This is a genomic window from Fundidesulfovibrio sp. YSD1 (assembly GCF_055397115.1).
In genome coordinates this window covers 1,610,635-1,628,755 of the sequence record NZ_AP043666.1, presented here as the reverse complement: position 1 = coordinate 1,628,755, position 18,121 = coordinate 1,610,635, and the positions used below count along the sequence as shown (strand labels likewise).

General features: G+C 69.4%; 14 protein-coding genes and 1 tRNA gene. 5 read left to right on the top strand and 10 right to left on the bottom strand.

All coding sequences use genetic code 11. The features are described 5' to 3' along the window. Nucleotides 1-27: 27 nt before the first annotated feature. Nucleotides 28-1,851 carry an ATP-binding protein gene (locus ACZ5V4_RS07640; protein ID WP_464317585.1) on the bottom strand — a complete coding sequence of 608 codons (1,824 nt, stop codon included), beginning with the start codon at nt 1,849-1,851 and terminating at the stop codon, nt 28-30. Between the two features lie 238 nt (nt 1,852-2,089). Between ACZ5V4_RS07640 and ACZ5V4_RS07635 the strand changes: the two genes are divergently transcribed. From ACZ5V4_RS07635 to ACZ5V4_RS07625, 3 genes are all read left to right on the top strand, one after another. Further along, nucleotides 2,090-2,323 carry a hypothetical protein gene (locus tag ACZ5V4_RS07635; protein ID WP_464317584.1) on the top strand — a complete coding sequence of 78 codons (234 nt, stop codon included), beginning with the start codon at nt 2,090-2,092 and terminating at the stop codon, nt 2,321-2,323. A 310-nt stretch (nt 2,324-2,633) separates the two neighbouring features. Then, nucleotides 2,634-3,617 (top strand): ABC transporter substrate-binding protein, encoded by a 984-nt coding sequence (locus ACZ5V4_RS07630; RefSeq protein ID WP_464317583.1) that lies wholly within the window; start codon nt 2,634-2,636, stop codon nt 3,615-3,617. Nucleotides 3,618-3,683: 66 nt separating this feature from the next. Then, the gene (locus tag ACZ5V4_RS07625) at nt 3,684-5,942 is read left to right on the top strand and encodes a PAS domain-containing protein (RefSeq protein ID WP_464317582.1); all 2,259 of its coding nucleotides are present in this window, start codon (nt 3,684-3,686) and stop codon (nt 5,940-5,942) included. Nucleotides 5,943-5,964: 22 nt separating this feature from the next. On the opposite strand, the gene ACZ5V4_RS07620 is transcribed toward ACZ5V4_RS07625, so the two are convergent. The 3 genes from ACZ5V4_RS07620 to ACZ5V4_RS07610 all read right to left on the bottom strand — a co-directional run bounded on the left by ACZ5V4_RS07620 (nt 5,965) and on the right by ACZ5V4_RS07610 (nt 10,913). Continuing rightward, the gene (locus ACZ5V4_RS07620) at nt 5,965-7,794 is read right to left on the bottom strand and encodes an ABC-F family ATP-binding cassette domain-containing protein (protein WP_464317581.1); all 1,830 of its coding nucleotides are present in this window, start codon (nt 7,792-7,794) and stop codon (nt 5,965-5,967) included. Nucleotides 7,795-7,828: 34 nt separating this feature from the next. Then, entirely contained in the window at nt 7,829-10,054 is a 2,226-nt protein-coding gene (locus ACZ5V4_RS07615) for an ATP-binding protein (protein WP_464317580.1), read from the bottom strand. A gap of 139 nt (nt 10,055-10,193) precedes the next feature. Continuing rightward, nucleotides 10,194-10,913 carry a PEP-CTERM sorting domain-containing protein gene (locus tag ACZ5V4_RS07610; RefSeq protein WP_464317579.1) on the bottom strand — a complete coding sequence of 240 codons (720 nt, stop codon included), beginning with the start codon at nt 10,911-10,913 and terminating at the stop codon, nt 10,194-10,196. A 293-nt stretch (nt 10,914-11,206) separates the two neighbouring features. Between ACZ5V4_RS07610 and ACZ5V4_RS07605 the strand changes: the two genes are divergently transcribed. Continuing rightward, nucleotides 11,207-12,139, top strand: a complete 933-nt coding sequence (locus ACZ5V4_RS07605; RefSeq protein WP_464317578.1) for a DMT family transporter — start codon at nt 11,207-11,209, stop codon at nt 12,137-12,139. Between the two features lie 18 nt (nt 12,140-12,157). Here ACZ5V4_RS07605 and bamE read toward each other — a convergent pair whose 3' ends face one another. Then, a complete protein-coding gene (gene bamE, locus ACZ5V4_RS07600; protein WP_464317577.1) occupies nt 12,158-12,439 on the bottom strand; it encodes an outer membrane protein assembly factor BamE domain-containing protein in 282 nt (93 codons plus the stop codon). A 508-nt stretch (nt 12,440-12,947) separates the two neighbouring features. Continuing rightward, a tRNA-Leu gene (locus ACZ5V4_RS07595) sits at nt 12,948-13,034 on the bottom strand. A gap of 137 nt (nt 13,035-13,171) precedes the next feature. Between ACZ5V4_RS07595 and ACZ5V4_RS07590 the strand changes: the two genes are divergently transcribed. Then, nucleotides 13,172-14,113 (top strand): bifunctional riboflavin kinase/FAD synthetase, encoded by a 942-nt coding sequence (locus ACZ5V4_RS07590; protein ID WP_464317576.1) that lies wholly within the window; start codon nt 13,172-13,174, stop codon nt 14,111-14,113. A gap of 12 nt (nt 14,114-14,125) precedes the next feature. On the opposite strand, the gene ACZ5V4_RS07585 is transcribed toward ACZ5V4_RS07590, so the two are convergent. The 4 genes from ACZ5V4_RS07585 to ACZ5V4_RS07570 are packed head-to-tail and all read right to left on the bottom strand — an operon-like array spanning nt 14,126 to nt 18,032. Continuing rightward, a complete protein-coding gene (locus ACZ5V4_RS07585; protein ID WP_464317575.1) occupies nt 14,126-15,064 on the bottom strand; it encodes a UbiA family prenyltransferase in 939 nt (312 codons plus the stop codon). A 9-nt stretch (nt 15,065-15,073) separates the two neighbouring features. Continuing rightward, nucleotides 15,074-16,033 carry a cytochrome d ubiquinol oxidase subunit II gene (locus tag ACZ5V4_RS07580; RefSeq protein ID WP_464317574.1) on the bottom strand — a complete coding sequence of 320 codons (960 nt, stop codon included), beginning with the start codon at nt 16,031-16,033 and terminating at the stop codon, nt 15,074-15,076. 2 nt (nt 16,034-16,035) lie between these two features. After that, nucleotides 16,036-17,442, bottom strand: a complete 1,407-nt coding sequence (locus ACZ5V4_RS07575; RefSeq protein WP_464317573.1) for a cytochrome ubiquinol oxidase subunit I — start codon at nt 17,440-17,442, stop codon at nt 16,036-16,038. Continuing rightward, on the bottom strand, nt 17,439-18,032 hold the full coding sequence (locus tag ACZ5V4_RS07570) for a class I SAM-dependent methyltransferase (RefSeq protein ID WP_464317572.1): 594 nt from the start codon (nt 18,030-18,032) through the stop codon (nt 17,439-17,441). Before ACZ5V4_RS07570 ends, ACZ5V4_RS07575 begins: the two co-directional genes overlap by 4 nt. Nucleotides 18,033-18,121: the final 89 nt, after the last annotated feature.

The following is an 18,121-nucleotide window of genomic DNA, read 5'->3' as shown; positions in this document are numbered from 1 at the left end:
AGATTATTCAGGCGAATCCCGCCGCGCCTAGGCGGCTGCGCCCACGGGGCCCAGGGGCAGGCTCACGGTCACGGCGCAGCCCTTGCCCGGCGCGCTCTCCATCCTGATGTCGCCCCCGTGGTCGTGCATGATCCTGTAGCAGACCGGCAACCCAAGGCCCGTGCCGTGCTCCTTGGTGGTGTAGAAGGGCTCGAAGGCCTTCCTGGCCAGGTCCTCGGGCAGGCCCGGGCCGTTGTCGCGCACCTCCACCTCGACCTTGCCCGCTCCCGCCCGGCTGGTGACGGTCACCTGGCCGCCGGTGGTCATGGCCTCGGCCGCGTTCTTGACCAGGTTGATGAGCACCTGGCGCATCTGGTTCGGGTCGTGAGCCACGGGCGGCAGGGCCTCGTCGAGGTCCATCCTGATCGTCACGCCGCGCCCGGCCAGGGCGGCCTCCAGGAGACGGGCCGTGTCGCGGATGGTGGCGTTCAGGTCCTCGGAGGTCTTCTTGGGCGCGGCCGGACGGGTGAAGTCGCGCACTTCCACCAGCATGCTCTCCAGGCGCTTGGCCTCCTCCTCGATGAGCGCGAGCTTCGTGGCCTCCTTGCATTCCCCGGGCAGAGCCTTGCGCACCTGCCTGGCGAAGCCGCCGATGATCATGAGCGGATTCTTGATCTCGTGGGAGATGTGCGCCGCTGCCTCGCCGATGGCCGCGAAGCGCTCGGAGCGGATCAGGCGCTCCTGGGTTTCGATCAACTCCTGGAGGTTCTTGCGGATCTTGTCCCGGGCCTCGCGCAACTCCGCCGTGCGGGCCTCCACCTCGGCCTTGAGCGTGGCGGACCAGCGGAAGGCGAAATAGACCGTCACGGCCAGGCCCATGAAGACCACGGCCTGGAAGCCGGCCACCATGAGCATCTCGCGTAGCGCGGCCTTGGCGATGATGCCCTCCACCTCGTCCACGGGCGCCACCACGGCCACGCCCCAGAACACCGGCGGGTTCTGCTCCACGGCGATGCCCGCCCGGGTGAAGGCGATGAGCTTCTTGACCTCGCCTGTCATCCCCCGGTGCCAGCCGGAGACGTACCAGTCCACGCCTTCCTTGCCCGAGAGCATCATCTCGCGCATGATCGCGTTGATGCGCCCGAAGTCCACGGTGGGGTCGCGGCGCTCGCGCACGGCGAAGGCGTCCTTGGCGATGAAGTCCTCCACGTGGTGGTCCAGGAAGAAGCCGCGCTGGTCGAGCACCCAGGCGTAGCCGGTCTGGCCGGAGCTCACGTTGTGGGCGTAGCGCCAGGACACGGCCAGGGCGTCCACCACCAGGAAGATGATCCCCGGCTGGCCGGACGCCTCCTGCCCGACCGGCCAGAGCCTGGCGGCCATGCGCAGGATGGTCTTGCCCGCGAAGGGCCCGCCGGTGGGGGCCTCGGTCGCCCCGGCCAGTACCGCGTGGCCCGCGTCCGCGCTGCGGGCCCAGTCCAAAAACGGGCCGTAGTCCAGGACCAGGGGGTGGCGGACGGGTCCGTCGGCGTCGTAGAGGGTCACCTCGCCGCTGCCGGGCGGCACGTAGCCTATGGCCAGGACCTCGCTCTGCCGCAGGATCTCCTGGAAGGAGGGCAGGGCGCTGCCCGGGGCGTCCATCAGCGCGGGGTGCTTGCGCCAGATGTTGGTCAGCTCCAAAAGGCTCGCGCGCAGGAAGGCGAAGTGCTGCTCGATGTCCTGGGCCACCTTCTGGGCCAGGATGAGCTGCTGGCGGTTGAACTGCTCCGTGGCCACGGCCGCCAGTTCGCCCTGGGCGCGCTGCCCCAGCTGCCACATGACCACGCCCATGAGGATGAGCGCGGCGGTGGCCAGGATGACGAACTTGCGGGTCATGGCTGCGTCCTGCGAGGGTGAAGGGATTCGCGGCCATGGTTATCCTAGTTGGGCGTCCTGGGCAACCGTTCGGAACGCTTCCGCATTTGCCGGGCCTTGCTGGAGCGCGCGGGCAGGCGTAGAAGGGAGGGCGCAGGAGGCGGAACATGGCGAAAACTGACGCGTTGGCGGCCCTCGCGGGCATGGCGTTCTACATACTGGCGCTCACCTGGCTGTGAGCGCGGGCAGGAGGGGGAGCATGCGCAGGATCATGCTGGCGTGCGCGGCCGCGCTCGTGCTTGGCGGCTGCGGTGGCAGGCAGATGTACAAGAGCCCGGACAAAAGCGCGGTCCAGGAGGAGCGGGACTACGCCGAGTGCGACTGGGAGGCCTCCAAGGCCACGGCCGGGCTCGCGGACTCGAGCGAGATGCGCGACCGCGTGCAGGCGCTCGTCGACAAGTGCATGCGCGCCCGGGGCTACGCCCCCAAATAGGCCGCCTCGGGCCGGGCGCCTGAACGGCTCGTTGCCCCCGACGCGGGAGTGGCCCGCGCGGGCGCGGCGTGCCCCTGCCGCGTCGCGGTCCTTCCGTCCGATCTTCGCCTTGGCCGCGAAGCCCTGCCCGCGCGTCTCCTGATATTTCTCCACGCGTCCCCGCGCCCTACGGGCCGGCGTCCCCGGGCGCGTGGCCCCTCCGCTTTCGAAGGCTTTACTCTTCCGGATGATGCGGATACCAGAAATGGTACGGCTAACCGAAATGGTCCGGCATGAAATCGTATGTGCCGTTCGGCGGGAGTGTTGCGCCATGAGACGATATGCCTGGACGATCCTGGCCTTGGCGGCCCTGGCCTGCGCCGGGGGAGTCTGGCTCGTCCGCCCGGGCTCAGTCCGGCCCGTGACCATCGGCATCGTCCAGTTCATGGCCAACGACGCCGACACGGTGGAGGGCTTCAAGGAGGGCCTCGCCGCCCTGGGCTACGTCCAGGGCGCGAACGTGCGCTACGTGGCCCCGCCGCCCGCCTCCTCCAGGGAGGAACTCGCCGCGCGGCTCTCCGAGGTCCTGGCCGCGAAGCCGGACCTGCTCTTCGTCAGCTCCACCCCGGCGGCCCTGGCGGCGCGCAAGGCCACCGAGGGCATGGGCCTGCCCGTGGTCTTCGCGCCGGTGAACGACCCCGTGGCCTCGGGCGTTGTGAAGAACCCCCAGCGCCCCGAGGCGAACCTCACGGGCGTGCGCCTGGCCCCCAGCGACGGCAGGCGGCTGCAGTCGCTCCTCTCCATCAAGCCCTCGGTGCGCGCCGTGTGCGTGCCCTTCGACGCCAAGGACGAGAGCGCGCGGGAATCCCTGCGCCGCATCCAGGAGGCGGCCGCAAGCCTCGGGGTGGACATCCTGGCCAGGCCCATCGGCGAGGACAGGGCGGAAGAGGCCCTGGCCGGTCTCGTGCCGCCCGGCGCGGACGCGGTTTTCCTGCCGCGCGACGGGCTGGCCATGTCGCTTTTCCGGGAGTTTTCGCGTATCGCGGAGATGCGGGGCATCCCCATGAGCACCCCCAGGCTCGACCAGGTGGAGAAGGGCGTGCTCACGGGTTACGGCTTCGCTGGGCGCGAGGTGGGCCGGCAGGCGGCGGGCATGGCCCAGAGGCTTTTATCAGGCGAGCCCGTCTCCGGCGTGCCGGTGGAGATCGCCCAGGACTACCTGTTCATCAACCTCGGGACGGCGCGAGCGTTGGGCATGGACGTGCCCGAGCAGGGCCTGCGCCAGGCCCGCTACGTCTTCAGGCCGGGGAAATAGCATGGCCGTTTGCGGAAGGCCGGTGCCGACACCAGGGACAAAGCGCGCGGCTGGAGGCCGGGCCCCATGATGCGCCTGGGCAGGCTCCTGACCCTGTTTCTGTACTTCCTGGCCCTGGGGCCCCTGGTCGCGCTGGTTGGCGTGCTCGGCTTCACGGCCTACGAGAGCCAACTGGAGCGCGAATTCCGCTACGCCCAGAGCCTGGCCGCCAACGCGGGCCTGCGCGCCGAGCGCCTGCTGGGCGGCGTGGCCGACGACGTGCGCGCCGTGGACCGCTTCCAGATGTTCTTCTCCCTGCCGCGCGAGCGCCAGCGCGAGGTGCTCTCGGAACTGATGGCCATCGACTGGAGCATCCGGGACCTGGCCCTGGCCGACGCGGACGGCCGCCAGCTCGTGCGCCTGTCCATGTTCAGCGCCCACTCGCCCGACGAGCCCGGGGACTTCTCCTCGGACGCGCTCTTCCGGCAGGCCATGGATTCCGAGGGGGCGGTGTTCGGCGAGGTCTGGATCGACCCGGACCTGGGCGAGCCGCTCATGCCCATGGCCGTGGCCATGCCCAACCGCGCCTCCGGCGGCGTGCACGGGGTGATCCTCTGCACGTTGCGCCTGGCCTTCCTCTTCGACCTGGTCAAGGAACTCTCCGACCCGCCCGCCGTGCGCATCCTCCTGACTCTGGCGGACGGACGCGTGGTGGCCGCCCCGGAATTCTCCACCGTGCTCTCCGGGGTGCGCCTGGCCCCGGGAGGCAAGGCCTCCCTGGTGCAGGGCTCGGACGGGGGAGCGGTCATCGCGGCCTCGCGCCACGTGGAGCTGGGCGGGCGCAGCCTGATGGCCGTGGCCGAGTTGGACGCGGAGCAGGCCATGCAGCCGTTCTTCAACACCGTCAAGGTGTTCGCCGCGGTGTTCGCCGCCGCGCTGGCCCTGGCCGCGCTTCTGGCGCACCTGTGCCGCTCGCGCATCGTGGAGCCCATCCGCAGCCTCACTGCCGCGGCCCAGGCCATCCGCAACGGGGACCTCACGGCCAAGGCGAGCGGCGAGGGCTTCGCCGAGACCCGCGAGTTGGCCGAGACCTTCAACGCCATGACCGGGAGGCTTCTGGGCTCCATGCGCGAGCTCACCGCCGAGGCCGCCTCGCGCGAGAAGGCCCAGTTCGAGCTCCAGCAGAGCCGGGAGCGCCTGGGCCTGGCCCTCGAGGCCGTGAGCGACGGCCTGTGGGACTGGCGGCTGGACACGGGCGAGGTCTACTTCAGCCCCAGGTGGTACACCATGCTGGGCTACGCGCCCGGGGAGCTCGGCCCCGCCTACGAAACCTGGCGCGGCCTGCTCCACCCGGATGACGCGGCCAGGACCGAGGCCCTGGTCCTGGAGCACGTGGCCTCGGGGGAGCCTTTCGTTACAGAGGCCCGGATGCGTTGCGCGGACGGTTCCTGGAAGTGGGTCCTGATGCGCGGGAGGGTCGTGGAGCGCGGCCCGGACGGGTCGCCGCGGCGCATGGTGGGCACCCACGCGGACATCACCGAGCGCAAGCGCATGCAGGAAGTCATGGTCCAGACCGAGAAGATGATGAGCGTGGGGGGGCTCGCGGCGGGCATGGCCCACGAGATCAACAACCCGCTCTCCGGGATCATGCAGAGCGCCCAGGTGATCAAGGCCAGGCTGGAATCCGATTCCGACGTCAACCGCCGGGCGGCCCAGGAGACCGGCTGCGAGCTCGAGCCCATGCGCCGCTTCCTGGCCAGGCGCAACATCCCCGCGCTGGTGGAGTCCATCCGCGAGGCGTCGGTGCGCGCCGGGCGCATCGTGTCCAGCATGCTGGAGTTCAGCCGCAAGAGCGAATCCTCCAACGCGCCCTCCGATCTGGGCGACGTGCTGGACAGGGCCGTGGAGCTGTGCTCCACCGACTACGACCTGCGCAAGCGCTACGACTTCAGGCACATCCGCATCATCCGCGACTACGACCGGGAGCTTCCCGCGGTGCGCTGCTCGCGCACGCAGATCGAGCAGGTGTCCTTGAACCTCCTGCGCAACGCGGCCCAGGCCACGGCCAAGGGGTCAAGCGACGGGGAGAAACCCTGGATCCGCCTGAGCACCCGCTCCGAGGGCGGCATGGCCGTGATCGAGGTGGAGGACAACGGCCCCGGAATGGACGAGGAGGTGCGCCGCAAGGCCTTCGAGCCGTTCTTCACCACCAAGCCCGTGGGCGAGGGCACGGGCCTGGGCCTTTCCGTGTCCTACTTCATCGTGGTCAACAACCACTCGGGCACTTTCGAGGTCGAATCCCCCGCGGGCAAGGGCGCGAAGTTCACCATCCGGCTGCCCTTCTGAGCGCCGCCTCCCGGATTTCGGCCTAGGCCTGTTTTTCCTCCAGCTCGGCCCAGCGCGCGTAGAGCGCGTCCACGCGGGCCTGGGCCTCTTGCTGCCGGGCCAGGCGCGCGGTGAGCTCCGCCGGGTCCGAGGCCACGGCAGGGTCCTCCAGTTCGGTCCCGCGCAACGCAAGCTCCTGCTCCGCCTCCAGGATGAGCCCTTCCATCTGGTCCCACTCGCGCTGCTCCTTGTAGGTGAGCTTTTTGGCCTGCCCGGCGCGCTCCTGCCTGGGCTGGCGGGGCGTGGCCTCGCGCCGCTGGGCCTTGGCCGCCTGCTCCTCGCGCCCCTGGGCGGCGCGGAACTCCTCCCACTGGGCGTAGTCCGCGAAGGCCACGGCCCCGCCTGACCCGTCCAGGCCCAGGAGCACCGTGGACACGGTGTCCAGGAGGTAGCGGTCGTGGGTCACCAGGACCACGGCCCCGGGGAACTCGCCCAGGCTCTCCTCCAGCACCTCCAGGGTGGGGATGTCCAGGTCGTTGGTGGGTTCGTCCAGGATGAGCACGTCGGCGGGCCTGAGCATGAGCCTGGCGATGAGGAGCCTGGCCTGCTCCCCGCCCGAGAGGAGCCCCACGGGCAGGTCCAGCTGCTCGGGCCGGAAGAGGAAGCGCTTGGCCCAGGAGGCCACGTGCAGGGAGCGCCCCTGGTAGACCACGGCGTCGCCGTGGGGGGCGAAGGCCCGGCGCAGGCTCTCTTCCGGGTCCAGCTGCTCGCGGTTCTGGCCGAAATAGGCCAGGGCCAGCCCGGGCGCGCGGGAGACGCTCCCCGCGTCGGGCTTCTCCTCGCCCGCGAGCACGCGAAGAAGCGTGCTCTTGCCGCTGCCGTTGGCCCCCACCACGCCGAGCTTCAGGCCCGGAGAGAGCACGAGGTCCAGGTCCGTGAACAGCGCATGGCCGCCCACGGACTTGCAAAGCCCCTCCGCCGTGACCAGCCGCTTGGTCTGGCGGGCCGTGCCCGCGAAGTCGATCCCGGCGCGGCCGCGCTGGGCGTTGCGCTCGCGGGTGGCGTCCAGCTCGCGCATGAGCCGCCCGGCCTCCTCGATGCGGCCCTTGGCCTTGGTGGTGCGGGCCTTGGCCCCCCGGCGCAGCCACTCCACCTCGCGGCGCACCTTGGAGGCCAGGGCCTGCTCGAGCCCGGCCTGGGCCGCCAGGAACTCCTCGCGTTTCTCGAGGAACACGCTGTAGGGGCCGTCCACGCTCAGGAAACCGCCCGGGTAGGCCTTGTCCAGCTCCACGGTGCGGTTGGTGACGTTCTCCAAAAAGCAGCGGTCGTGGCTTATGAGCACGAAGGAGAACCGGGCCTGGGACAGAAGCTTCTCGAGCCAGAGCACGGAGTCCAGGTCCAGGTGGTTGGTGGGCTCGTCGAGCAGCAGCACGTCGGGCTCGGTGACCAGGGCGCGGGCCAGGGCCAGGCGCTTGGTCCAGCCGCCGGAGAGCCCGGACGCGGGCTGGGCGAAGTCGGTGAACCCGGCCCTGCTCAGGGCCTCGCCCACGCGCGCGTACACCTCGGACTCGCCGAGCCCGTGCCCGATGAGCGGGCGCAGCGGAGCGGCCACGGCCTGCTCCACGCTCACGCCCTCGGGGAACTCGTCGCGCTGGGCCATGTAGGAGAGCCTGGCCTGCTTGCGCAGGGTGCGCTCGCCGGAGTCGGGATTTTCGATGCCCGCCAGGATGCGCATCAGGGTGGACTTGCCCGAGCCGTTGGCCCCGATCAGGCCCACGCGCTCGCCCTGGCCCACGGTGATGCCGATGCCGGAGAAGAGGGTGCGCGCGCCGTAGGACTTGGCCGCGTCCTTGAGGGTGACGATGGTGCTCATGGGCGCAAGCACTTAGGGCATCGCGGCCCCGGCGTCAAAGAGCGGCTCGGGCGGCGTCCAGGGCCGAAGCGACCTCGGCCGCGAGCACTTCCGCCAGGGCCGCGTCCGCCTCGCGGCAGGCCTTCTCGAAGGCGGAGGCGGGCTTCACCAGCCCGGCCAGCTCCAGGCCCATGGCCGTGCCCTTGATATCGTGCGCCGCCATGGCCGCGCCCGGCAGGTCCCCGGCGGCGAGGCGCTCGCGGGCCAGGGCCAGCCGGGCGTCGATGTAGGCCACGGCCTCGGGCAGCAGGGCCGCCATGGCCAGCGCGGGCCTGGGGGCCGCGCCGCAGTGGCGCGTCACGGCCTCGGCCAGGGCGTCGAGCTTCACGGGCTTGGAGAGGTAGTCGGTCATGCCCGCGGCGATGAAGCGCTCCCTGTCCCCGGCCATGGCGTAAGCCGTGAGGGCGATCACCGGGGTCCTGGCCGCGCGCTCCCCGCAGGCGCCCTCGCGCAGCCTGCGCACTGTCTCCACGCCGTCCAGGCCCGGCATCTGCACGTCCATGAGCACGAGGTCGAAGGGCTCGCGCGCGAGCAGGTCCAGGGCCTCGCGGCCGTCCCGGGCCGTGGCCACGCCGTGGCCCATGGCCGTGAGCGACTGCTCGAACACGTGGCGGTTGACCGGGTTGTCCTCGGCCACCAGCACCCGGCGCGGCGCGGGGCTCTCGCCGCATCGCGGCGCCTCGGGCGCGGCCTCCCCGGGGGAGGCCCGCTCCACGCCGAAACGGGCCGTGAAGTGAAAGGAGCTGCCCTTGCCCGGTTCGCTCTCCACCCAGACGCGCCCGCCCATGAGCGCGGTGAGCTCCCGGCAGATGGCCAGGCCCAGGCCCACGCCCTGGTGCGTCTTGGAAAAGGTGGAGTCGGCCTGGCGGAAGCAGTCGAACACGGCCGCGTGCAACTCCGGAGGGATGCCTATGCCCGTGTCCGACACGGTGATGCGCAACTCCACCCGGCCCTCGGCGTCCTCGGGCGCGGCCTCGGCCCGCACGCGCACGAAGCCCATCCGCGTGAACTTCACCGCGTTGCCCACCAGGTTGCCGAGCACCTGGCCCAGGCGCACGGGGTCGCCCCGCAAGAGCCTGGGCACGTTTTCGGCCACGTCGATGTTCAGGTCCACGTCCTTGCCGCGCAGGGCCAGGCGGTGGGCGTCCAGGGTCTTCTCCAGAACCTGCCGGGGCTCGAAGGGCAAGTCCTCCAGGGCCAGCTTGCCCGCCTCGATGCGCGAGATGTCCAGCACGTCGCCCACGATGGCCAGGAGCAGGCGGGCGGAGTCCTCGATCATGCCCAGGTTGGCCTCGACCTTCTCCGGGTCGCGCACGCGCCTGCACAGCTCGGTGAGCCCCAGGATGGCGGTCAGGGGCGTGCGGATCTCGTGGCTCATGTTGGCCAAAAAATCGCTCTTGGAGCGGCTGGCGGCCTGGGCCTCCTGGTTGGCCCGGCGCAGGAGCTCCTCGTCGAGCTTGCGGTCGGAGATGTCCTGGAGGGAGCCGAAGATGCGCACGCACCTGCCGTCCTGGAAGACGGGCCGCCCGATGACGCGCACCCAGATGGGGCGGCGCTTGAGGGTGAACCCCTGGAGCTCCAGGTCGAAGGGCTTGCCGTGCGAGACGGCCGCGCCCATGGCCAGGGCGAGCCTTTCGCGGTCTTCGGGCGGGTAGTAGTCCAGGTGCTCGCCGGGCCCAGGGGGCTCGCCGCCCTCGTGCTCCAGGATGTGGTAGAGTTCCCGGGTCCAGGCTCCCTTGCCGGTGGCGAGGTCGTGCTCCCAGCCGCCCACGCGGGCCATCCTGCCGATCTCGTGCAGCAGTTCCTCGCCGCGCCTGCGCGCCTCCTCGGCCTGATCCCGCTCGGCCACTAGCCCGCGCAGGGCGTCGGCCTCGGCGGCGCGCAGGCGCATCCCGTGGAGGACCTGGGAAAACCAGGAGAGGGCCACGCAGGAGAGCACGAACACGCCCATGGCCAGCCAGTCCTCCCGGACGAAGAGGAAGGGCTGGCCCATGGTCTGCAGCCAGATGGCGGCCAGGGCGGAAGCGGCCGTGGCGATGAGCCCGCTGGCCGAGCCGCCCAGCAGCGCCGCGAACATCACGGCCGGGAAGAACGTGACGTAGGGTATGCGGGGGCCCAGCTGGCCCAGGAAGGCGATGCGCACGACGGCCGCCGCCGCGACGGCAAGCAAGGCGAGGGAAAGCTGCGGCCAGAAGGTGTCGACTGGGTAGGAGCGGGTCATGATGCCCTCTTCGCTTGAAGCGGCGTGCCCCGGAATGTACCCCAGGCGCGCCCGGCGGTCCAGTGGCCCCGGGCATGGAAAAAGGCCGCCCGCGCGTGATGCGCGGGCGGCCCTTGCGTTCAGGAAAGGCGTGTTCCGGCTAGGCGGCCTTGCGCCTGCGCGCGCCCCAGAGCCCGGCCAGGCTCGCGCCGGTGAGCAGCAGGGTGGCGGGCTCGGGGGTGGGCACGGTGCCCACGTTGTCCCAGTACACGTCGAAGGACTGCCCGAAGTTGTAGGAGTTCAGGATGATGTTGCCGAAGGTGCCGTCCTGCCAGGGGTCGGCGAAGGCGTAGAGCAGCACGTCGTCAACGTAGTAGTCCATGCTGCCGCCGGAGTAGCGCATGGTGATGTTGTGCCAGGCGTCCTCGGAGTAGCCGGTGCCCAGGGTGATCCAGCCGCCGTTGTAGTAGTCGAAGGCGTAAAAGCCGGCGGCCACGGATGCGCTGCTGCGCCAGGCCACGATGGGGTAACCGGCCACGGCGTTCAGGGAGTCGAAGGTGGTGGCCCAGATGCCCACGTTGGCGTCGCCCCAGGAGGAATCGACGTACAGGTCGGCCGTGACGCCCAGCTTAAATATGTCGGCGTTCACATCGATTTTTTTGCCCTGGTAGTTGTAGAAGCTGTCGGCTCCGGCATCGGCTCCGTTTATGCCGATGCGCAGGCGGTTGTCGCCGTCGAACATGGCGGTCTCGAACACGGCCGGGGCCTTGCGGTCGGTGTACCAGGCTGAAAGATCAGGGTTGTTGAAGTCGATGGTGGCGGCGAAGGCGTTTCCGAGGAAGGCGAGCGAAAGCAGCATCGAGAAGAAAATCCGTTTCATTTCCATACTCTCCCGGTATATTGATTTGTATGACCAGGAAATCGAATAAGCAATAAGCATGCCTCGCTATCAGCTCAGAATCTCATGTGAAATTTCACGCAAACAATGCTTTTGTAAGGAACTCCGACGGGAGGATTTAAGAAATGTTTACAACTGGTTGCGGAGGATGATCGTCGAGGGCTTCGTTTCCCTCGATCCCGAGGGGTCGAAGCCGGGGCGGGGAGCTTGCATTTCCCGGGGGGCGGGAATATTGCGCCCTTCGCTCGAGCAGAAGAATTGAGGGGAAGCCAGCCATGTCCACCGGCAACGGAGCCGCAAACCAGGGCCTTTTCCTTGGCGTCGCCGCCGCCACGCTCTGGGGGATGTCCTTCGTGATCCCGGCCATGCTGCCGGGGTGGAGCTCGCTGGAGATCACCCTGGGCCGCTACTTTTCTTACGCCGCCCTTTCCGTCGTGCTCTACCGTCGCGGCAGGCGCTGCGGCTTCCCGCCGCTCGGCTGGGCCGTGTGGCGCTCCGCCTTCTTCCTGGGGCTCTCCGGCTACATGCTGGCCTACCTGCTGCTGGTGGAGTCCATCCAGCTCATCGGCCCGGCCGTGCCCGCCCTGATCATGGGCACGAGCCCGGTCAGCGTGGCGCTCTACGGAAACCTGCGCCGCCGCGAATACCCCTTCCTCCGGCTCGCCGTGCCGCTGGCGCTCATCTTCGCGGGCCTGGCCGCGCTGAACGTGGCCCGGCACGGCCTGCACCTGGCCTCGGGGGAGGCTTCCGCCGCCCCGGTGCTCCTGGGGCTCGGGCTGTCGCTTGCGTCCCTGGGCTGCCTGACCTGGTACCTGGTGGCGAACCTGATGTTCCTCAAGGACCACCCCGAGATCCGGCCCATTCACTGGGCCAGCGTGGTGGGCATCGTGCTGGGGCTCATGTCCGCCGCGCTCCTGCCGGTGGCGCTTGCGAGCGCGCCGCCTCCCGGCCCGCGCGACCTCGCGGCTTTCGTCGCAGGTTCGCTGGTGCTGGGGCTCGTGGCGTCCTGGGGCGGGGGCGCGCTCTGGAACCGCGCCTGCGCCATGCTCCCGGCTTCGCTTGCCGGGCAGCTGATCGTCTTCTGGCCCCTCTCCGGGCTCGCCCTGGCCTACCTTCTGGAGGGCCGCCTGCCGGGCCTGGCGGAAACGGCCGGCATCGCCCTGACCCTGGCCGGCGTCGTCCTGGGCATCCGCCGCTCGCGCGCCTGAGGTGGCGGGGCGCGGGGCCTACCAGTCCGAGGCCTCGTCCTTTCCGTAGGAGACGACCCTGCCGTCCACGAGCACCACGCGGTAGCGCTCGGCGACGACGTTGAACGGCCAGTCCACCGCAGCGTAATACAGGGTCTCGGTGTCCTTGTCGTAGCTCACGCTGCTGGGCTTGCCCAGGGCGTCGACCACTTCCTGCTTGCTCATCCCGGGCTCCAGCGCGGCCATCCTGCTGGCGGGCTTGGCGCAGGCCGACAGCGACAGCGCGAGAAGCAGCGTTGCGAGCACATGCCATTTCTTCATGACCACCCCTTTAAAACGTCCCCGGTTTCTCTTGCGCCCTGTTCCGGCCGGGCCGGGAGAGGCGTCCTGCGGGCCTCTTCCAGTGGCGGCCCATGGAAATGACCGGCCGCGCGCCGGACTTGATCAATGGAATAGCCCCTGGCGGCGGCGCGACTCAAAAGAGGACCGCAAGCGGTTGCATCCAGCTAGATGGCATCTAGCAAAGGCTTCAGGGCGCATCAAGATGCGCGGGGTGGAGAAACAGAAGAAGGCCCGGAGAGTGAAGAGGGTTTCAGGCGGATGCGCGTCCGGGCGTCACGGACTCTGATCCTGAAGCGAAGCGCCCCATCGCGCTGTACCAAGCGGGGAGAAGTGTCCACACGCCCCTCAGTGGGCAGGGGCGAGCGCGGTTGTGGACCACCAATGTGTACCACCGCTGATGATTCAGGCCGTCAGAGCCACTCTTGAAGAGGTTCCGGCCTTCAAAAACAAGGAAGGCCGGGCATTTCTGCCCAGCCTTTTGCTTCCTTGGTGCCGAAGAGAGGACTCGAACCTCCACGGAGTTGCCCCCACTAGACCCTGAACCTAGCGTGTCTACCAATTCCACCACTTCGGCGCGGGAAGAGACATCTATCTCGGGTGGGGGTGGTTGGCAAGAACTTTTTTTGATTTCTTGAAAATTTTCCTTTCTTGAAGCTCGGGGCGCTTTGGAGTAACCACCAGCGGGTCATTAGCCCACCTCAGGAACCTCCAATGATCGTAGCCCGAACTTTCGACGAACTCGAAGGCGTCCTCAACGGCAGCTGCCTGACCATCGGCAACTTCGACGGCGTGCACCTGGCGCACCAGAAGCTTCTCGGCCGCGTGCGCGAGCGCGCCAAGGCATTGAACGTGGTCAGCCTGGCCGTCACCTTCGAGCCGCACCCGCGCGCGGTGCTCCTGGGCAAGAACGTGCCCCCGCGCCTGACCACCCCGGACGTCAAGCTGGAACTCATCGCCGAGACCGGCATCGAGGCCTGTCTGGTGCTGCCCTTCACCCGCGCCTTCGCCTCCATCGAGCCAGAGGACTTCGTGCGCGACTGCCTGCTGCGCGATTTGGGCATGCGCGAGCTCATCGTCGGGCACGACTGGGCCTTCGGCAAGGGCCGCAAGGGCGACTTCGAGACCCTGAGCGCCATCGGGCGCGACGCGGGCTTCATGGTCGAGCGCCTGGCCCCGGTGCTGGTGGAGGACGCCGTGGTCAGCTCCACGCGCATCCGCGACATGCTCACCGCGGGCGACGTCTGGGACGCGAGGCCGCTTCTTGGGCGCTTCCACAAGGTGCGCGGCGAGGTGATCCACGGCGCGGACCGGGGCGGGAAGCTTCTTGGCTTCCCCACGGCCAACATCGGAGCCACGGACCAGCTCCTGCCCAAGTCCGGCGTCTACGCCGTGTGGCTGAGCAGGAGCGGGCAGAACTGGGCGGGCGTGGCCAACATCGGCGTGAACCCCACCTTCGGCGGAGACCGCCTGAGCGTGGAGGCGCACATCTTCGACTACTCCGGCGACCTCTACGGCAAGGTGGTGGACCTGCACTTCGTGCAGAGGCTGCGCAGCGAGAGAAAGTTCTCGGGGGTGGAGGAACTCAAGGCGCGCATCGCCGAGGACGTGAAGATCGCCCGGCGCGTGCTGGCCGAGCCCGAGGCCATGCTCTAGGACCGGCGCTGGCTAACGCACCACGAACCAGAATATCACCGTTCCCAAAAGCGCCACGGGCAGGTAGCTGGCACGGCCGAAGAGCTTCGAGGCGCTTTCGCGCGTGGGCTTGGTCCCGAGCTCGCGCGCGGGCAGGGCCGTGAGCCAGCCCACCAGCGCGGCCCCGGCCAGAGCCAGCCACCAGGGCATCTTCGCGGGCGAGAGCGAAAGAATCGCCCAGGCGAGCGCCGTGGCCCCGGCGAGCGTCCAGAAGCTCACTTTGGCCGCGCGCGCGGTGCCCAGCACCACGCACATTGTCCTGGCCCCCTGCCTGCGGTCCAACTCCAGGTCGAACCAGTCCGCCGGGATGTTCTGCCCGCCGATCTCCCACAGAAACGTCATGGCGAAGAGCATGGCCGGAAACCACGCCGGCGCGGCCGGGTCCACGGCCAGCACCGCCGCCACCCCCCCCAGCGACTTGACCACCCCGTTCACCAGCGCCCGCAGGTGCGTGACCTTGAGCAGCAGGCAGTAGGCGGCCTCCAGCGCGCACCCTGCGGCCAGCAGGACCGCGCACGCCGGGTTGAGCGCCCAGGCCCCGGCCAGGGCGGCCACGGCCCAGAAGGCGGTCCAGGCCACGGCCTGGCGCTTGGTGATGAGCCCCATGGCCAGGGGATGGCGCGCGTAGACCGCGTCCAGGTAGCCCGAGGTGTCCTCGCGGCCCTCCAGGAAGTTGGCCCGGTCCGTGCGGTAGTCGGCCAGGTCGTTCACGGCGTAGACAGCCGTGTAGCCCGCGAACACCGTGAAGAGCCCGAGCAGCGTGACGCTCGCGGGCGGGAACGCGCCCAGCCACAGAAGCGCGGCCGCCACGGGCATGGCCATGTCCAGAAGTCCGTGCGGAGTGCGCGACAGGGCCAGAAACGGCTTGAGGCGGTCGAATGCCCCCGTGGCCGGGGACGCGGCGAAAGGCATGAAGGCTCCTTACCCCTGGTGTTCCTGTTCGTGCTCGTAGGCCGCCTGGCCCCTGAACACCCGGTACTGATAGATGGTGTAGCCCACGATCACCGGCAGGGTCACGCCGAAGCCGATGAGCATGATCTCGAGGGACCCGGCGGCGGCCGAGGCCGTGAGCGGCGTGAGTCCGGGCTCGGCGAACCCGGGGCGCAGGGCCAGAAGCCAGGCCACCATGGCCAGAAGCGCGTGTGCGGCCACGGGGAGGAAGAACTTCCGGCCCGAATCCATGGCCGTCACCGACCAGGAGAGAAGCCCCGCCGCCACCACGGCCAGGGCCAGGGGCAGCGTCCCGGATACGGGCGTCTTGAAGGCAAGCATGGCCTGGAAGACCACGCTGCCGAGCGCGCACAGCATGGCGGCCTGGCGCTGGCGGAAACCCTCCACGTTGGAGGCGGCCCAGCCCGCCCCGAGCACGCCCACCAGGCAGGCCATGGCCAGCGCGCCCAAAAGCGCCCCGGACCCGGCCCAGGCGAAGGGCGTCAGGAACGTGGTGTGGCCCTCCTGGGGGACGCCCTGGATGACGGCCCCGAGCATGGCCCCCTGGGCCAGGGCCGTGGCCAGGCTGCCGAGCCCGAACAGGTTGGACCAGAAGCGCTTGTCCTTGGCCTGGGCGTGGTATTCCAGGCCCACGCCGCGCGCCATGAGCGCGAGCAGAAGAAACGCGGCCGGGACGTAGAGGCTAGAAAGCAGCATCCCGTAGGCCTTGGGGAAGGCCCCGAAGAGCACGCCTCCGGTCACCACCAGCCAGGTTTGGTTGGCGTGCCACACGCCCTCGATGGAGGCCATCATGGCCTCGCGCCGGGATTCGTCCTTCTCCATGAGGCACATGATCCCGACACCCAGGTCGAACCCGTCCAGGATGACGGTCGCGGCCAGGGTCACGGCCAAAAACCACAGCCAGGTTTCCGCGAGCAGGGCGTGGTCCATGGCTAGCCTCCTTGCTTCCCGGAATTGGCGGGGTTGGCGGAGGGGGCCATCCCCGGGGGCGCGAGCGTCAGGTCGGGCCCCTTGGAGAGGATCAGCCAGTAGAACCACGCGGCTGCCAGGGGCAGCAGGGTGTAGACCACCGTGTACATGCCGAGCGTGCCCCACACGGCCTGGGCGGGCAGGATGGACGCACCGTCCTGGGTGCGCAGCCAGCCGTAGATCACCCAGGGCTGGCGGCCCACCTCGCGGGTGACCCAGCCCATCTCCGTGGCCACGTAGCCCATGGGGGCCATGGCCAGCCAGACGCCGAGAAGCAGCTTCTCGCGCGGCGCGCGCTCGGGCGTGAGCCAACCCTTGCGCCAGGCCCAGAGCGTGACGAGCATCACCCCGACCATGGCGAAGCCGATGCCCACCATCGCGCGGAACGTGTAGAAGGGAATGACGATGGGCGGGCGCTGGTCCTTGGGGAAGTCCTTGAGGCCGGGCACGGTGCCCGTGGGGTCGTGGGTGATGAGCAGCGAGAGCACGTAGGGCACGCGGATTTCGAAGATGTTGCGCTCGCCCTCTGCGTCGGGCCAGGCGATCATGTTCCAGGCCGCGCCCTCGCCCGGCTTGTTGGTCTCCCAGTGGGACTCGATGGCCGCCACCTTGGCGGGTTGATACTTGCCGATGTGCACGCCCGAGGTGTCGCCCAGAAGCGCCTGAAGGGGCGTGACCACCACGGCCATCACCAGGGCCAGCTTGAAGGAGCGCAAGAAGAACGCCGTGTGCCGCCCGCGCCAGATGTAATAGGCCGAGATGCCGCCCACCAGGAACAGGCTCGTCTCCAGGCAGGCCACCCACATGTGGCTGAACGAAATTATGGTGTCCGGGTTGAACACCGCGCCCCAGAAGCTCTCCAGGTGGAACACCCCGGCCTCGAAGCGCCCGCCCGCCGGGGTCTGCATCCAGGAGTTGGCGGCCATGATCCAGAAGGCCGACAGCGAGGCCGCGAAGCACACCAGGATGGTGGAGGCGAAGTGGGCCTTCGGCCCCACGCGCTTCCAGCCGAAGAGCATGATGGAGAGGAACGCCGACTCCAGCATGAAGGCCATGGCCCCCTCGAAGGAGAGCACCTGGCCGAAGAAGTTTCCGGCGGCCACAGAGAACGGCGCCCAGTTGGTGCCGAACTGGAACTCCAGCGGGATGCCGCTGACCACGCCCACGGCGAAGCCCACCGCGAAGATGCGCGACCAGAACCGGAAGTGCCGGTAGTAGTCCGCCTCGCCGGTCTTCAGCCACATGGCCTCCAGCGCCACCAGGAACACCGAGAGCCCGATGGTGGTCAGCGGCCAGATGATGTGGAACATGGTCGTGGCCGCGAACTGGAGCCTGGAGAGGAAAATCGGGTCCGAAAGGGCCTCAATCATGCGTCCCCCCTTTTGACGGCCACGCCCAGCATGGTCAGGCGCGACTCGTGGTGCCCGGGCAGCAGCACCAGGCCGTTGTCGGCCAGCGCCCGCTTGAATTCCGGGGCCTGGAACCTGTCGTGCTCGGGGTGGGCCACCACGTGCTTGAGGAGCGCCCCGGCGTAGAGCCCGGCGAAGATCTCCTCGATGTAGAAGGCCCCACCGGGCCTGAGCACCCGCGCCACCTCGGAGAGGCCTTTGCGCCAGTCCTCCAGGTGGTGGATGATGCCGAAGTTGAACACGGCGTCGAAGCTCGAATCGGGATAGGGCAGGCTCTGGGCGTCGCCCTCCACCACCGTGGCGACGGTCCCGGCCAGGCGCTTGCGCGCGAGCTTCAGCATGGCCGGATCGGGGTCCAGGGCGGCGAGCGAACGCGGGGCGAAGTACTCCATGATCAGGAGCGCGCCCGCCCCGTTGCCGCAGCCGACCTCCAGCGCGTCGCCGCCCGGGGCCATGCGCCGCATGCCCCGCCAGCGCTGCGCCTGGCCGCGCTGGATGAACCGGCGCACGAAGGAGTTGCAGAAGAAACGTTCGGGCCAGTTTACCAGCATGGGGTGCTCCCCGATATGAAACTACGCGTGACCATTACACAAGTCTAATGACCCGGGGCCGGGCGGGTGTCAAGGAACAAAGGCGGGCT

What these genes read in the sequence shown, in the direction of transcription:
- ACZ5V4_RS07640 (WP_464317585.1), bottom strand. Translation starts at nt 1,851, where the DNA reads ATGACCCGCAAGTTCGTCATCCTGGCCACCGCCGCGCTCATCCTCATG.
- ACZ5V4_RS07635 (WP_464317584.1), top strand. Translation starts at nt 2,090, where the DNA reads ATGCGCAGGATCATGCTGGCGTGCGCGGCCGCGCTCGTGCTTGGCGGC.
- ACZ5V4_RS07630 (WP_464317583.1), top strand. Translation starts at nt 2,634, where the DNA reads ATGAGACGATATGCCTGGACGATCCTGGCCTTGGCGGCCCTGGCCTGC.
- ACZ5V4_RS07625 (WP_464317582.1), top strand. Translation starts at nt 3,684, where the DNA reads ATGATGCGCCTGGGCAGGCTCCTGACCCTGTTTCTGTACTTCCTGGCC.
- ACZ5V4_RS07620 (WP_464317581.1), bottom strand. Translation starts at nt 7,794, where the DNA reads ATGAGCACCATCGTCACCCTCAAGGACGCGGCCAAGTCCTACGGCGCG.
- ACZ5V4_RS07615 (WP_464317580.1), bottom strand. Translation starts at nt 10,054, where the DNA reads ATGACCCGCTCCTACCCAGTCGACACCTTCTGGCCGCAGCTTTCCCTC.
- ACZ5V4_RS07610 (WP_464317579.1), bottom strand. Translation starts at nt 10,913, where the DNA reads ATGAAACGGATTTTCTTCTCGATGCTGCTTTCGCTCGCCTTCCTCGGA.
- ACZ5V4_RS07605 (WP_464317578.1), top strand. Translation starts at nt 11,207, where the DNA reads ATGTCCACCGGCAACGGAGCCGCAAACCAGGGCCTTTTCCTTGGCGTC.
- bamE (WP_464317577.1), bottom strand. Translation starts at nt 12,439, where the DNA reads ATGAAGAAATGGCATGTGCTCGCAACGCTGCTTCTCGCGCTGTCGCTG.
- ACZ5V4_RS07590 (WP_464317576.1), top strand. Translation starts at nt 13,172, where the DNA reads ATGATCGTAGCCCGAACTTTCGACGAACTCGAAGGCGTCCTCAACGGC.
- ACZ5V4_RS07585 (WP_464317575.1), bottom strand. Translation starts at nt 15,064, where the DNA reads ATGCCTTTCGCCGCGTCCCCGGCCACGGGGGCATTCGACCGCCTCAAG.
- ACZ5V4_RS07580 (WP_464317574.1), bottom strand. Translation starts at nt 16,033, where the DNA reads ATGGACCACGCCCTGCTCGCGGAAACCTGGCTGTGGTTTTTGGCCGTG.
- ACZ5V4_RS07575 (WP_464317573.1), bottom strand. Translation starts at nt 17,442, where the DNA reads ATGATTGAGGCCCTTTCGGACCCGATTTTCCTCTCCAGGCTCCAGTTC.
- ACZ5V4_RS07570 (WP_464317572.1), bottom strand. Translation starts at nt 18,032, where the DNA reads ATGCTGGTAAACTGGCCCGAACGTTTCTTCTGCAACTCCTTCGTGCGC.